We start from the raw sequence: 14,536 nt of genomic DNA, 5'->3' as shown, positions 1-14,536 counted from the left end.
CTGACGGTTAGTTGGCGGTCCTGCCGCCGTTGACGCTGATGATCCGGCCGGTGACGTACGAGGAATTGTCCGACGCCAGGAACAGAATCGCGTCCGCGAGTTCTTCAGGCTTGCCCGCCCGGCGAAGCGGGATCGAAGCAAGCAATCCCGCCTTGCGGTCCGGTGAGCCGGTCAAGCGATCGAGCATCCAGGTCTCGACCGACCCGGGCGCCACCGCGTTGACGCGGACACCAAAAGGAGCGGCCTCCAGGGCGCCGGATTTGGTCAGGCCTTCGACGGCATGTTTACTTGCGATGTAGCGTGACGCGTTGCGGAGAGGCCTCTCTGTCAGATCGCCCGGAATTCGTGCCCGATCGTTCGGAAAACTCCACACGCCCGAGACGTCACTCCCGAAATCCAGAGCTTCGCGTGAAAAATTCGGAGTATGCAGTTCCTCCTTACATTTCTTGTTGGGGTCATAGAGGGTGACGACCTTTCGTCCGCCCGCCGGGTGCGTTTCATACGGGTGATGGCTCAGGGATATCTGTCCGTGCTGCAGCCTTGAATTGATCCTGCTCATCGACGAAGGCCGTGGCTGAGGCCAAGCTTGTCGAGCAGTGCCTGCGGTTCGAAGTAGGCGACCCAGATCGAGGTGGCTTTGCCGTTTTGCACGGTCCAGTGCTCGGAGATCTTGATCATCGCATCGATGCCGGTGACGCCGATATTGATCAATGCAACGACATGCTCGCCTTCGGCAAAGAACGCATCGTAGTTGAAGCGCTCGAAGTCGAGCACGCCAGGCAGACTTGGCAGCACCTCGTCCCGAAAGAATGCCGCACCGAAATGCGTGCCGCCCCACGGGAGGTAATTGGGCGCTGTTGTCGTAAAGTCCGGATGCAGGTGAACAGCGAAATCTGGCAGACGCCCTTCCACGCCCGCTTGGTAGTAGCTATCGACGATTCCCTTATTCCCGACGCTTTCGAAATCCTTTTCCATATCGTCCACCCTCGGATTGCATTACGAAAGGGGCGGCCTGGGTGCTCGTCCCTGGCCGCGGCCGCGGCGTTCGTTCAGGCCGTGAAGCTGGGGCGCGCAGCGATCTTCTCGTACCAATGGCGGGTGGTGCTGTTCCCCTCGGGAATCGGGATATCCACTGCCTTCGTCGCGAAGTCGACCGCGACGACTGCCGTAATGTCGGCCACGCCGAAACTGTCACCGGCGACGAACGGCACCGCAGCGAGCCTGACTTCGAGATCGGCATAGAAGTCCGCTATCCGCTGCCTTCCGCGTTCGACGAGGGCCGGAATCTGCTCGTAGGCGTGGGCACCGGCGATCGCACGTCCCTTCAGTCCTGGTACCTTGTTGCGGACGGTTTCCATCACCGCTGCGAAACCCTCGAGCTCCATCCGGCGCTCCCACATCGTCACCAGTGCTTTTTCCTTGGGGGATGAGCCCAGCAGAGGCGTGTTCGGATGTGTCTCTTCAAGATAACGCAGGATTGCCGGGACCTCGCCGATTGCCGTCCCGTCGTCGAGGACGAGCGTCGGGACAACTTGTCTCGGGTTGATCTTGGCGTATTCTTCGGAGAGTTGTTCCTTCGCCCCGAGATCGACGGGGACGCGCGAAACGCCAATTCCTTTTTCCGCCAGGAAAATGCGAACGCGGCGCGAATTGGGCGATCCGCTCGACTCATACAGCTTCAGATGATCGGATGGCATGACGAGAACCTTTGAGTGGAGAAGGAAAAGGAATCAGGCGGGGAAGGCGTTGCCGAACATCGGCAGGCCGCTGACGGAAGAGGCCTGGTTCACTCCGATGCCGCGCGAGGCGCCGGTGACGAAGGCGGTCTTTCCGTTGCAATTGGTCATAGCCGTGCTCCTAGCGGCGCGTCAGATTCAAGGCGTTAAACCGCCACGCGCACTCAAAATGTTTGAAGAAAAATATTCCTGGTGGGCCGGATGCTGTCATCCGGCCCTGGGCGCCTCAGGCGTTGGTGCCGCCATCAACGGTGAGGTTCGCGCCGGTGATGTAGCTGGCCTCGGGGCCGGCGACGAAGGCCACCATGGCGGCGATGTCGTCTACGTGGCCGTAGCGCTTCAGAGCCGTGTTCTCGGTCTGCGGGGTGGCCCAATCGCCGGCTGCGGGATTCAGGTCGGTGTCGATCGGACCGGGCTGGATGTTGTTGACGGTAATCCCACGCGGGCCGACCTCACGCGACAAGCCTTGCGTGAACATCTTGACCGCGCCCTTGGTGGCGGAATAGGCGACGAGTCCGGGCGTCATCATCCGCTCGCCGACGCAGGAGCCGATATTGATGATGCGCCCGCCGCTACCCAGATGCTTCAGCGCTGCTTGGGTGGCGACGAGCACACCGCGTAGGTTGAGATCGATCACCTGATCCATCTCTTCCAGCGTCGACTCTTCGAATGGTTTGGGGATGGCGGTGCCGGCGTTGTTAACCAGCACGTCGAGCCGGCCGAAGGCGGAGACTGTCGCCTCGACCGCAGCCGTGACGGCCTTGGCGTCGGTGGCGTCCGCCTGGATGGCGATTGCCTTGCCGCCGAACGTCTCGATGGCCTTGACCACTTCGGCGGCGGCGTTCGCGCCGCGGGCATAGGTGATGGCCACGTTGGCGCCGTCGGCGGCCAGGCGCTTGGCGATTGCCGCGCCGATGCCGCGTGAAGCGCCGGTGACGAGCGCAGCCTTGTTGCTCAGATTTGCCATGGGATGGCTCCTTTCAAAGGATCAGGGGTTTTCAGGAAGGGAAGGACGATGCCGTCGGCCGCGCCGTCTCATGTCCATAGCTCGTCATTGTCGTTGCCTATTCAGATGGAAGCGCGAGAGCGTTCCCTTCGTTCGTGGGTATGAGGTAGGTCGTTCTGGCCTTTGTGAAAAAGACTTTGTAAGCTTCGCCCCATACCTGGGAGGCATGAGGTGGGCATGGAGTTGAGGCATCTTCGGTACTTCATCGCGGTGGTCGAGGAGGGCGGGTTGACCGCAGCGGCGGAGCGCCGGCTGCACACATCCCAACCCTCGTTGAGCCGTCAGATCCGGGACCTGGAATATGAAGTCGGCTTTCCGCTGCTCACGCGCACGACGCACGGCGTGGAACCCACGGTCGCGGGCCGCGCCTTCCTGGATCACGCGCGGCTCGCGGTTGCCCAGGCCAGCACCGCCGTCGAGGCCGCCCGACGGGCGGCACGACCGGAGAAGCCGGTTTTCCGCATGGGGTTCCTCATCGGCGAAGAGGTCGACTGGTTGGCCAAGGTGACCCGGGCGCTGGGCGACGATTTGGCCAGGCTCGAACTGCGTGTCTCGAGCGGCTACTCCCCGCAACTTGCCGACGAGGTGGAGCAGGGCAAGCTCGACGTGGTTATCATCCGAAGGGAGCCGAAACCAGGGCTGGCCTATCGGCTGCTCGGGCGCGAACCCATCGTGGTTATCCTGCCAAGCGACCACGTCCTGGCGAAGCAATCGGAGATCGATGTGTCCGATCTCAAGGATGATCCTTTCATCGGCTTCTCCGATGTTCCTCACGTCTTGCGCGACATCGTTGGCGACTACATGAAGCAGCGCGGGGTGCCGGTGGCCCCGGCCCAGACGATCGACAATTTTGCCATGGGAATCTCGCTGGTCGCCTCCACCAGAGGCTACGCCCTGTTGCCGGCCTATGCGGCGAACTTCCTGCCCTGGTCGGTGGTCAGCCGCCCGCTCAAGGGGGAGGCACCGGCCATTGATCTCGTTTTGGGTTACCACCGAGCCAACAGCTCGCCGATCCTGCTGGCCCTGTTGGATCGATTGAATGCGGGCGGTGAAATCGCCGAGAAGGCAGGATAGCGGCACTCGCCGGCGATCAAGTCGGCGCGACGGCATAGGGGATGAAGGACTGCTGCACACGACCCTACCTCCTGTTTCGCGACCGTGGTGCGCGCCCCCAACAGAGGAGTGCACCCAGGATGCCCAAGCAGGCGGCCGCCGGATCGGCCGCTAATCGAGTGCAATGCTGGCAGGTAGGTCAGCCTTAGTCGTGTGAGCGATTGGGATATCTTGTGAGTGGGATCGGCGCGCCGGGTGCCGGAAAGGTATGGCCTTGCAAGCTATCAGGACCATTGGGCAATGAACTGCCGCGCGCCGGCGACGTCCGCGGTGTCAAATCCCTCGGAGAAGCGATCGCAGGTTGCCGCCAGGAGGTCGCGGGCCGGAGCGATGCGGCCGTTCCGATACCATAGTCTTGCCAGGCTGGTGGCTGTGCGCAGTTCCCACGACAGTGTCGACTGCGCCCGCGCCAGGTCCAGGGAACGAAGCAGCTTGGGCTCGGCAGCCGCTGCCGCATCCGGCCCGCCCTGCCAGAGCAGCACTTCGGCGTTGACACGCAGCACTTCGGGCAAGCTCCAGAGAGCATCGCTCCCATCATCGTCAGGCTGCGGCATCGGTATTGTTGCAGCCGAGGCCAGCGCGGCGATCTCCTGCGCCGTATTCAAGTCCACTCTTGGCTCAAGCGACGACGCGATCAGGGCCTCTCGCTCACCGCTTTGCCGCAGCCGCAGGATAAACGCCCAGCATCGCCTCCATCGGTCCGCCGCGGCACGATTCACAGTCCGATCGAGGTAATGCTGTGCCTGTGCAAGATTGCCGAGCCATAGCGACAGCGGGCAGCCGGCAAAGCAGAGGACGTAGTACATCGAATACCAGTGATCGGATTGTTCCGCCGCAGCGATGGCTTGCTGCAGCATGGTCGTTGCCTGATCGGGAAAGCCCTGCAACCACAGAATCCGCGTCAGCATCGTCGCCGCAGTGATCTCGTGCCCGACCTGGAATTCGCTATTCAAGGTATTCCCGGCACGGCGTCCGACCCGCAGCACCTGCTCGGACAGGTCGCGGGCAGTCCCCTGGTTGCCGAGTTGATGGTGGGTCAATCCAAGGATCCTGCCACCCAGCAGCCTGGCAGCCTCGTCACCGGCCTTCTCGGCCAGAGTCGCGTAATTCTCCGCAATCGCCAAGGCTTCCCGATATCGGCCAAGCGCGCGCCGAGCGGCCCATAGACCCCAAAGCGCCTGCAATTGCACGGGCACCTCACCCACCTCATCGGCCAGCGCCAAGGCCCTGCGAAAAGCACGCTCCAATCGGTCCGCTTCGCTTGCCGAATACCAGAGGGCGTGGCCGAGGGCCGCCTGCAGCCGCATCTCCATGGCCCCGTCCAGCTCGGGCCGGCCCAGCGCAAACCGAAGAGCTGCCTCGACCCGATCCCGGCATTCCAGGGTCAGCGACAACTGAAACCAGAGCCGCGCGGAAGCGACAATCAAGCGCAACCCGATCGACAGGTCGCCTGTGTTGGAAAAACACCAATCGAGCGCTGCTCTTACGTCATCGATCCGGCCGGCGTGAAGCCGCAACCACGCCTTGCCAGCATCCGATTCCCAGTCGGCGGGCGCGGCCTCGATCAACTTCAAATGATGATCTGCATGCCGCCTTGCTGTCTCTGGCTTGTCGCCGCTAGCCGTGAGCTTTTCGCTTGCATAGATCCGCGTCGACTCCAACAGTCGATACTGCACGACATCACCTGTGCTGTCCGCGGTCAGCATCGACTTGGCGACCAGGTTGGCCATCGCGTCCGTGGCGTTGTCGGCCGTGGTTGCCGGTCCCGGCACGATCGCGAGAGCCGATTCCAGCGTGAACGTCGTACGGAATATGGCGATGCCCTGCAGGACTGCCTGTTCGATCGGCGAGAGCAGATGGTAGCTCCAATCCAGTGCCGCACGCAGCGTCTGATGACGCGGCAACGCAAACCGTCGCCCCCGCGTCAACAGGGCGAACATATCGTTCAGGCCGCGCGCTAGACCGGAAAGTCCGAAGAATTCCACACGGGCCGCCGCCAGTTCGATGGCCAACGGAATGCCGTCCAGGCGGCGGCAGATTTCGGCGGCCGCTGGTACAAGTGCATCGTCAAGCACAAACCCGCCAAAGCCGGCGGTTGTGCGATCGACGAAAAGCTGCATGGCTGCGTAGCTCATTGCCTCCTCGGCCGACATATCGTCCTTGTCGGGCGGGCATTCGAGAGGCATCAGCCGGTGCACGCGCTCGTCCTCGACCCGCAGCGTCTCCCGACTCGTGACCAGCACATGCGTCCCGATGGTATCCCGAACGATACGGTCGGCAAGTGCGGCTACTGCCTCGATGACCTGCTCGCAGTTGTCGAGGACGATAAGCAGTCGCCGGTTTCGCAAGAACTCGACGACGGCCGCCATCGGCTCATCGTCGCTCCGGACGATGCCCAGCACAGATACCACGGCGCTCAAAACCAGCGCGGCATCCTCCACCGGCGCCAGGTCGACGAAGAACACTGCATTGCCGAAGCTCGGGCGCAATGCTTCGGCCGTTGCGATCGCCAAGGTTGTCTTGCCGATACCGCCCGGCCCGGCAATGGTGACCAGGCGGCCGCGCGACAATTCGCGAGATACGAGTTCTATATTGTTCGTGCGGCCCACAATCGCTCTTCCCCGGATCGGCAAATTGGGTGCTGCAGCGAGCGATGCTCCGTTCGATCCGGGCATGCCCTCTCGATCCAGCCGCTCCACGCGCGCGGCAAAACAATAGCCGCGGCCGGATACGTTCGTGATGTAAGGGGTGTCCCGCAGATTGTCCGCAAGCGCCCTGCGAAGATTTTTGACATGAAAGCGCAGGCTACCCTCGTCGACTGTCACACCGCGCCAGACTCGTTCAAGAATGTCGTGATTTGAGACCACCTCGCCAGCGCTCTCAACGAGAACAATCAGAAGGTCGAGTGCGCGGCTTCCCAGACGCACAGGCTTGCCGTCTTTCTCAAGCCGACGTTCCGCAGCGAACAGGCGGAAAGGACCGAACGCGAACGTCGTGAGCCTTCCGTCGGGCATCCCGAGCCTTTCGCCGACAAAAACGTTGCGTTCCACGTTTGAGAGCCTCGCCCGGCGCCACGACCTTGGTATAACGGTGTAGATGAAGTTATCCCTGTGCCCTCGCGAGCGCCATCCAACATGCCGTGAGCCCTTCGATCCTGGTGCGAGGAAACGCGTGGTCACATGTCAGCTTCCGAGCAGACGGAGAGCTTCTGCAATTGGCGCATAGCCAACGTTAGACGCAAGCCGATGTCGGATCGATGTGGCGGCAAAGGCCATCGAATGCTCTCGGGCCGAGGAACGGATCCCCCATTCCATAGCAATAGCGACGGACAAGCGAGCAGGGGATTCGCAGAACGGGGTTTATGTCTCTCAGTCTGGAGCGAACGTCTAATCTTAGGCAGAGGGCTTGTCGGAACTCGCGCGAAGCACGACGGCTGCCTCGCTCGTCAGGTGGCGGAAGGTGAAGCTTTCCTGGAGGTAGAGCCGGACGGTATCGTCGGTATGGCTGAGGTATCCGATGGAGATATCCTGCCCGATGGCAAGCTCGAAATCGCCGCCGCGCGTGGTAACGACATAGGCCCCTGAAATGGCCGGCGCCCAGATGATCTCGTCGTCGATGAGACGCTTGACGTGCTCCAGCACAGGGTAGCCGTGATCGCTTGTCTCGGCGAGCGCGGTATAGGCCTCGGCCCCCAACAGCACGGCATAGGGTCCGTTCACGCCGACGAGGCGCAACTGGCTCAGGGCTTGGGCGATGGCATCGGGATAATCATCCACATTGGCCGGCAGGGTCATGACGGGATTGCTGGTGCCTTCCTGGATGCCGACGATGTTGGCCTTGCCGTAGCCTTCGAAAATGGCGCGGTCCTCGGCGAAGGCCAGGATCCGGGCGGCATCCTTGGCAGGCTGCCAGTCGGAATCGTTCGAGCCCCGCTCGACATCGTCGATCGCTGCGCGCGTCAATTCGAATGGTACGCGCAATTCCACCAGTGCCTTCACCTCGCGTTGCCTGGCGATGACGCCCTCGGCGGGTGCCCCAATCTTGACAAGATGGCCGGTGCCGACCGCTGACAGTCCGACGCCGGCGGGAACCGGCACATCCACCACACGCCGGCCTGCAAGATAGCACTTGAGCGTGCGGGTCGTTTCCTCCTCGATCTCAGACCACGCCGCGTCCGAAATCGGCGCCAGCTCGCGATGGAGATTATTCATGCCGGTGGTCTCCTTTGAGGGATCCGATGCCAAGAGTACTGTCGCGCGAACTGTCGTGCGAGGTGTCGTGGGATGCGTCGTCGACCGGCGAAACCGGGGGTGGCTCTGCCGATGGCGTGGCCAGCGCCGCGGCGGGCTGTTCCTCGCCACTATCGTCGAGAAATGTCGCGGAGGGAGCAAAAAACAGATTTCCGGTCACGGCACGGCTGAAATCCAGCAGCCGGTCGTAATTGCCGGGCGGCCGGCCCACGAACATGTTTTCGAGCATTTGCTCGGTCGGGCGGGGCGAGCGGCTATAGCCGATGAAATAGGTGCCGAATTCGCCATGGCCGGGCCGCCCAAACGGCATGTTGTCGCGCAGGATCTTAACCTCCTTGCCGTTCTCGACGATCACGGTCAGCGCGCTGTGGGCCGAGCTCGGCTTGACGGCTTCGTCCAGCTCGATATCGGTCAGTTTCCGGCGGCCGATGATCCGCTCCTGCGCCTCCGTGGAAAGGGCGTTCCACCCGGCCAGGTCATGCAGATATTTCTGCACCAGGACATAGCTGCCGCCGGCAAAGGCGGCGTCCTCCTCGCCGACGAGGGCCGCAGCGGCGGCGGCTGGCCCCCTGGGGTTCTCGGTGCCATCGACAAAGCCTATGAGATCACGATCGTCGAAGTAGCGAAAGCCATGCACTTCGTCGACCGGCAAGACCGCCTCACCGATGCGCTGCATGATCTCAGTCGCCAGTTCGAAACAAAGATCCATGCGGCTGGCACGGATGTGAAACAGCACATCGCCCGGCGTGGCGACAGCGTGGCGGCCTCCCGAGCGGATCTCCCGGAAAGGATGAAGCTCGGCGGGACGGGGACTTCCGAACAGTCGGTCCCAGGCGTCGGATCCGAAGGCAGCGACACAGGTAAGGCCGGCCTCGATATCGCGAAACTCCACCGCACGGATGAGACCCGACAGATCGCCACAAAAGGTCCGCAGGCTCCTGGCGTTCTCCGGCCCAGACTTCAGGCTGACGACGAGAAAAATCGCTGCGCGGGTAAGCAGTCCGAGCACCGGCTGCGGAAGGGGGGCTTCTTCCTGCTCGATGGAAACGGTCACCAGATCTGCCCGCCTTTAACGCCGGTCCCGCTCAACTCGGCCGCGTGGGTTAATTCAAGCTTGCCGAACAACCGGCGCCACAAGACTAAGGTGTTGAATGCCATCGAGAAGTGGTCCGGAGTAGGGAGGCCCCTCCACGTGGAACGGGCCTGGTTTTCGAATGGTTCCGCTCCCCTTGAGCAGGCGTTCCAGGCTGGAGACATAGTCACACCACGCTTGAAATCCCGCTTCAAGTCTCGACACGGATAATTCGTAACCTGTGCGAGGGAGCAGCCGCCGCATTCAGTGCGCAGCGAGGAAGTCTTTCGCCGCGGCGATCGTGGCCGCGGGCGCTTCATCCATCAGCCAGTGGCCGGCGTACGGCACGATGACTTCCTGTACATTCGTCGCCGTGTTGCGCATCTGGACCGCTACGTTGGCGCCGAAGGCCTTCTCGGCGCCGATGGCGAGCACCGGCATCGTCAGCTTCGTCTCCATCGCCTTGAGGTTGTCGGCCTCGTCCTTCTGGTCGATCGCGAGGAATTGGGCGAACGCGGAATGCATCGCTCCGGGCTTGGCGTAGATCGCGGCGTAGTGGCGGCGGGTCGCTTCGTCAATCTTCGAGGGGTCGCCCGCGAACTCGTCCCAGAAGCGGTCGAGGTAGATGCGCTCGCGGCCGGCGACCAGGCGCCCTGCGTCCCGGCCCCCGAAGTTGAAGTGCCACAACGCGGGCATGCGCACGATTTGGTTCCACGGCGGGATGCCGGGAATCGGCGAGTCTATCACGACCAGGCGGCTCGTCTTGTCCGGATAGCGCGCCGCGTAGGCATACGCGACCATCACGCCGATGTCGTGGCCCGCGATGTCGGCGCGGTCGATGCCCAGCTTGTCGAGGACGGCGCGGATGTCGCCGGCCTGCGTCCACTTGTCGTAGCCGCCGGCGGGGTGCGAGGACAGGCCCATGCCACGCAGGTCGGGCACGACGACGGTGTGGTCCTTCGCAAGCTCTGCGGCCATCGGCGACCACATGTCGCCGGTCTCGCCGAAGCCGTGGATCAGCACGACCGCGGGCCCGTGGCCGCCGACGCGGACGTTGATCGTCGCGTCGGCATTCACCACCTGCGAACTGCGGAAGTCGGCGGGGAAGGGCTTGAGCGCGGCGTGCGCCGACAGGGCGCCCAGCGCCAGGCTGGCACCGTTGTTGGGCTTGGCGGAATAGCGCTCGACCTTCTTGCTCAGCTCTGACGCGATGATCGACTCATCCGCGAGATCCTCGGCCTTGATACAATAGACGGAACGCCCGCTGAGGGGGGCGAAATAGACCCACTCAGAGTTGACATCCATGGTGATGCCGTCGCATCCGACCTTGATGGCAGTGGGTTTGCCGTCGCTGCCCGGAACGGTGAGATCCTTGCCGTCCACGGTGATCGGAATATTTTCCGGAACCGTCGAGGCATCGCCCTCGAGCACGCGGCGGGTGAGGCCCGATTTCATGTCGATGACAATGATGGCGGCCTGAGAACCGTTGCCGCCGGGGCCGATATCCTCGTCGGCGATGTAGAACTTGCCGTGCTTGCGGTCGATGACGATATCCTGGGGCTGCGAACCGTCCCGTGTCGTGGGCTTGGGCATGTAATAGATGCGCTCGAGACTGTTCGTGCGCGTGTTCCAGCCGACCAGCTTCGGGGTGATGCCGGTGCGGAATCCCATGTCGATGATCCAGACAACACCGTCCTCGTCCGAACGCAGCCCGAGCACATTGTCAAGAAAATGGTCGGAGTCCTTGCGCGGCGTGTTCCACTCGGCATTCGGGAACGGCACGAACGTCGTCGGTGACGTCAGCTTGGCCACCCGAATGTCAGGCGCGTAAAACGGATGATGGCTTAAGATGAGCTGGTTGTCCGGCGTAAAGGCGATGTTGCCAACCGAATAGGGAAGCTTGGCTACAATTTCCGATTTCGATGCTGTGATTTCATCTGCCAGGGCTACGTTGCAGAATGCAAGGCTGGCAGCGAGGCATGTTACTATTCTTTGTTTCATGTTTTCCTCCCATGAGTGGAAGGATCTTGAGTCAGATAATTTTCGAAGTGAAATTCAAACTGCTAATTGCAGCTATTAGCCCGCCGTGCCGCATGACCTATTCGATGGATAATCAAGCGCCTGCGAAATCGCCTCGCTCGCACGATCACCTGTCGTCAGCCAGATAGGGCGCAAAGTCTCTGCGCTTTTCGTCGATCACCAGAGGCCGCCCGATCGCAGGGAAAGCGCGCTGCGGGCAATTGTGGCGCTCGCACACCTTGCAGCCGAGACCGATCGGCGTCGCGGCTTCCGGGTCCGTCAGGTCGAGGCCCTTGGAATAGACGAGTCGGTCAGCGTGCCGCAGGTCGCAGCCGAGGGCAACCGCGAAGGTCTTGCCCGGCATGCCATAGCCGGCCATGCGATGCGTGACGGTGCGGGCAACCCACAGATAGGTACGCCCATCCGGCATGCGAGCGAGTTGCGTAAGGATGCGGCCCGGTTGGGCGAAGGCTTCGTAGACGTTCCAGAGCGGGCAGGTGCCGCCGACCTTCGAGAAATGGAAATCGGTCGCCGATTGGCGCTTCGAAATGTTGCCGGCGCGATCGACACGGATAAAGAAGAAGGGTAGGCCCGAGGCGCCTGGGCGCTGCATCGTGCTCAGCCGATGGCAGACCGTTTCGAAGCCGACGCCGAAGCGGTCCGCCAGCCGGTCGACATCGTAGTACACGGCCTCTGCAGCTTCCAGAAAGATGGTGTAGGGCATCAGCAGCGCGCCGGCGAAATGGTTGGCAAGGCCTATGCGCGTCAGGGCGCGGGCCTCGGTACTGCCCGCAGCGGCGCTTTGCGCCAATCGCTCGATCGCCTCGGCCATTTCGATGAGGGCGATCTGAACCGCCATCTGGAACGCACGCTGTCCAGGCGTGAGCTGCGCGGAAAGCTGAAGGATGCGGTCTGCCGGCCGGAACAGCCGCTGTGGCGTATTGCCGGCATCGGATCGGTCGAAGGCGACGCGGATGTCGTGCCGCCGGGCGAGATAGTTCGTCAGGCCCGCCGCGACATCGCCGACAAGGAGCCCGGCACTGGCGAACAGATTTTCTGCCGCGAGGTCGAGCTCGAGGAAGTGATTGTGATGGGCAAAAAAGAAGTCGCGCACCTGTTCGTAGGGCAAGACCGGTGCGAGGCCCGGCGTTTCCCCGTCTCCCAGCCCCAACCCCGCCATCATCGCCTGGGCCTGCTCCGCGACATTGCGATAGCGACGATGGAACGCCACCAAGGCGCGCCCGATGGCGGGCATGTTCGCGACGAGGTCGCGAATTTCACCGGGCGTAACTCGTTCCGTGAGAGCAGGATCAGCGAGGACCTCGCGCAGATCCGCGATCTGCCCACTTTCGTCATCCTCGGCGAAGAGCTGCACGTCGACATCGAACACGGCGTTGATCTTGAGCAGAACCTGCACGGTCAACGGCCGCTGGTTCTTTTCAAGCTGGTTTAGATAGCTCGGCGACAAGTCGAGGGCCCGTGCCAGCGCGATCTGGGTCAACCCGCGCTCTTCGCGCAGCCGCTTCAGCCGACCGCCCATGAATGCTTTCTTCATCAGGGTCTCCCGCGCAACCGAGCTGCTACATTCGCAAACATTCGCAATTCACTAGAGAGTCGTCCGCAAATGTTCGCTTTTTCAGTACTTTCAATGGCTTCCAAGTTTTCGAATAGTGCGGTTGATGTGATCGCGATGCAAGTCCCGATTGCACATTCACAAGCGTTCGCAGCCTTGCGATCGTGCGGATGCCAACTTTCTCTCGACCGGGAGTCGATCCATTGAATCTCCACAGCGTCCGTACTTACGCCTCGGCAGAGGATCTGCCGCGTTCACAGCAGCTCGCCTGGAAGATCGCCGACATGGCGGTCGACCCCGTACCCGTCGAAGACGAAGTCGTGGAGATGATCGGCAATCGCATCATCGACAACGCGGCGGTGGCGGCGGCGTCGTTGAACCGCGGGCCGGTCATCAGCGCGCGGGCTCAGGCCGAGCCGCATCGGTTGTCGCCAGGCTCAGCGATCGTCGGGCTGCCGTCGAGCCAGCGCTTTTCCCCGGAATGGGCAGCCTGGGCCAATGGCGTCGCGGTGCGCGAGCTCGACTACCACGACACCTTCCTTGCCGCGGACTATTCCCATCCTGGCGACAATATCCCACCCGTTCTTGCGGTGGCGCAGCATTGCGCCCTATCCGGCAAGGCTCTCGTTCGCGGTCTCGCCGCAGCCTATGAGATCCAGGTCGATCTGGTGAAAGGCATCTGCCTGCACGAGCACAAGATCGATCACATTGCCCATCTCGGAGCTTCCGCAGCGGGCGGGATCGGGGCAGCCCTGGGGCTGCCGGCCGAGACGGTCTACCAGGCAATCCAGCAGGCGCTGCACGTCACCACCACCACAAGGCAGTCGCGCAAGGGCGCGATTTCGAGCTGGAAGGCCTATGCGCCGGGTTTTGCGGGCAAGATGGCGGTGGAGGCCGTCGATCGAGCCATGCGCGGGGAAGACGCCCCGTCGCCGGCCTGGGAGGGCGAGGATGGCTTCATCGCCTGGCTGCTCGGTGGGCCAAAGGCCGAATACGCCGTGCCGCTACCGGAGCGCGGCGAGCCCAAGCGAGCGATCCTCGAGACTTACACCAAGGAGCATTCTGCCGAATATCAAAGCCAGGCCTTGATCGACCTGGCGCGCCGGCTCGGGCCGAAGATCGGCGACCTGTCACGGGTCAAGCACATCGTCATCCACACCAGCCATCACACGCATTTCGTCATCGGCACTGGAGCGAACGATCCGCAGAAGATGGATCCCGGGGCGAGCCGTGAAACGCTCGACCATTCCATTATGTACATCTTCGCCGTTGCGCTCGAGGACGGCGGCTGGCATCACGAGCGCTCCTATGCGCCCGAACGCGCTACAAGGCGAGAAACCGTAGCACTCTGGCACAAGATCTCGACTGTGGAAGATGAGGAGTGGACGCGGCGCTACCACAGTCGCGACCCTCGCGAAAAGGCCCTTGGCGGTCGCGTCGTCGTGACACTCGAGGATAGCGGCGTCATCGTCGACGAGATTGCGATCGCCGATGCCCATCCCCTCGGCGCCCGACCGTTTCGACGGCGGGACTATGTCGCCAAGTTCCGCACCTTAACCGAGGGCATCATCGCGCCCGAGGAGCAAGATCGTTTCCTCGGGGTTGTTGACCGGCTGGCCGAGCTCGAGGAGGGGGAACTTCTCGGCCTCTCCTTCACCGCCCCGCCCGGGCACCTCTTCGTGTCAAAAGCCTACGGAATATTCAACTGGCGACCACCGGGGGCGGTCGCAGTGCCCAACGTCGTCGTCGCCGTCTAGGAGGAGCATC

The 14,536-nt window shown here is 62.7% G+C and carries 11 protein-coding genes; 2 read left to right on the top strand and 9 right to left on the bottom strand.

Annotation, left to right across the window (positions count from 1 at the left end; all coding sequences use genetic code 11):
- Window positions 1–7: 7 nt before the first annotated feature.
- From QQL24_RS29635 to QQL24_RS29620, 4 genes are all read right to left on the bottom strand, one after another.
- A complete protein-coding gene (locus QQL24_RS29635; protein ID WP_284315909.1) occupies window positions 8–559 on the bottom strand; it encodes an SDR family NAD(P)-dependent oxidoreductase in 552 nt (183 codons plus the stop codon).
- The gene (locus tag QQL24_RS29630) at window positions 556–975 is read right to left on the bottom strand and encodes a nuclear transport factor 2 family protein (protein WP_284315908.1); all 420 of its coding nucleotides are present in this window, start codon (window positions 973–975) and stop codon (window positions 556–558) included. The genes QQL24_RS29635 and QQL24_RS29630 overlap by 4 nt, the downstream gene beginning before the upstream one ends.
- Before the next feature lie 74 nt (window positions 976–1,049).
- Window positions 1,050–1,697: a glutathione S-transferase family protein gene (locus tag QQL24_RS29625; RefSeq protein ID WP_284315907.1), complete on the bottom strand. Its 648-nt coding sequence runs from the start codon at window positions 1,695–1,697 to the stop codon at window positions 1,050–1,052.
- Between the two features lie 265 nt (window positions 1,698–1,962).
- Window positions 1,963–2,703 (bottom strand): 3-oxoacyl-ACP reductase family protein, encoded by a 741-nt coding sequence (locus tag QQL24_RS29620; protein ID WP_284315906.1) that lies wholly within the window; start codon window positions 2,701–2,703, stop codon window positions 1,963–1,965.
- Window positions 2,704–2,919: 216 nt separating this feature from the next.
- On the opposite strand from QQL24_RS29620, the gene QQL24_RS29615 reads away from it, so the two are divergent.
- On the top strand, window positions 2,920–3,816 hold the full coding sequence (locus tag QQL24_RS29615; protein WP_284315946.1) for a LysR family transcriptional regulator: 897 nt from the start codon (window positions 2,920–2,922) through the stop codon (window positions 3,814–3,816).
- A gap of 263 nt (window positions 3,817–4,079) precedes the next feature.
- On the opposite strand, the gene QQL24_RS29610 is transcribed toward QQL24_RS29615, so the two are convergent.
- From QQL24_RS29610 to QQL24_RS29585, 5 genes are all read right to left on the bottom strand, one after another.
- Window positions 4,080–6,905, bottom strand: coding sequence for an ATP-binding protein (locus tag QQL24_RS29610; protein WP_284315905.1), 2,826 nt, complete (start codon window positions 6,903–6,905; stop codon window positions 4,080–4,082).
- A gap of 342 nt (window positions 6,906–7,247) precedes the next feature.
- Window positions 7,248–8,066: a family 1 encapsulin nanocompartment shell protein gene (locus QQL24_RS29605; protein ID WP_284315904.1), complete on the bottom strand. Its 819-nt coding sequence runs from the start codon at window positions 8,064–8,066 to the stop codon at window positions 7,248–7,250.
- Window positions 8,059–9,159 (bottom strand): Dyp-type peroxidase, encoded by a 1,101-nt coding sequence (locus tag QQL24_RS29600; RefSeq protein ID WP_284315903.1) that lies wholly within the window; start codon window positions 9,157–9,159, stop codon window positions 8,059–8,061. The genes QQL24_RS29605 and QQL24_RS29600 overlap by 8 nt, the downstream gene beginning before the upstream one ends.
- A gap of 282 nt (window positions 9,160–9,441) precedes the next feature.
- Window positions 9,442–11,178, bottom strand: a complete 1,737-nt coding sequence (locus tag QQL24_RS36495; RefSeq protein WP_348536509.1) for an alpha/beta fold hydrolase — start codon at window positions 11,176–11,178, stop codon at window positions 9,442–9,444.
- 145 nt (window positions 11,179–11,323) lie between these two features.
- Complete coding sequence (locus tag QQL24_RS29585; RefSeq protein WP_284315902.1) at window positions 11,324–12,751, bottom strand: short-chain fatty acyl-CoA regulator family protein; 1,428 nt, start codon at window positions 12,749–12,751, stop codon at window positions 11,324–11,326.
- Window positions 12,752–12,972: 221 nt separating this feature from the next.
- Here QQL24_RS29585 and QQL24_RS29580 point away from each other — a divergent pair, with 221 nt between their 5' ends.
- Window positions 12,973–14,526, top strand: a complete 1,554-nt coding sequence (locus QQL24_RS29580) for an MmgE/PrpD family protein (RefSeq protein WP_284315901.1) — start codon at window positions 12,973–12,975, stop codon at window positions 14,524–14,526.
- Window positions 14,527–14,536 lie beyond the last annotated feature (10 nt).

Source organism: Labrys miyagiensis, assembly GCF_030160835.1.
Taxonomy (GTDB): Bacteria; Pseudomonadota; Alphaproteobacteria; order Rhizobiales; family Labraceae; genus Labrys; species Labrys miyagiensis.
Note: the sequence above shows the minus strand (reverse complement) of the source record. Positions and strands in the feature narration are given on the sequence as shown.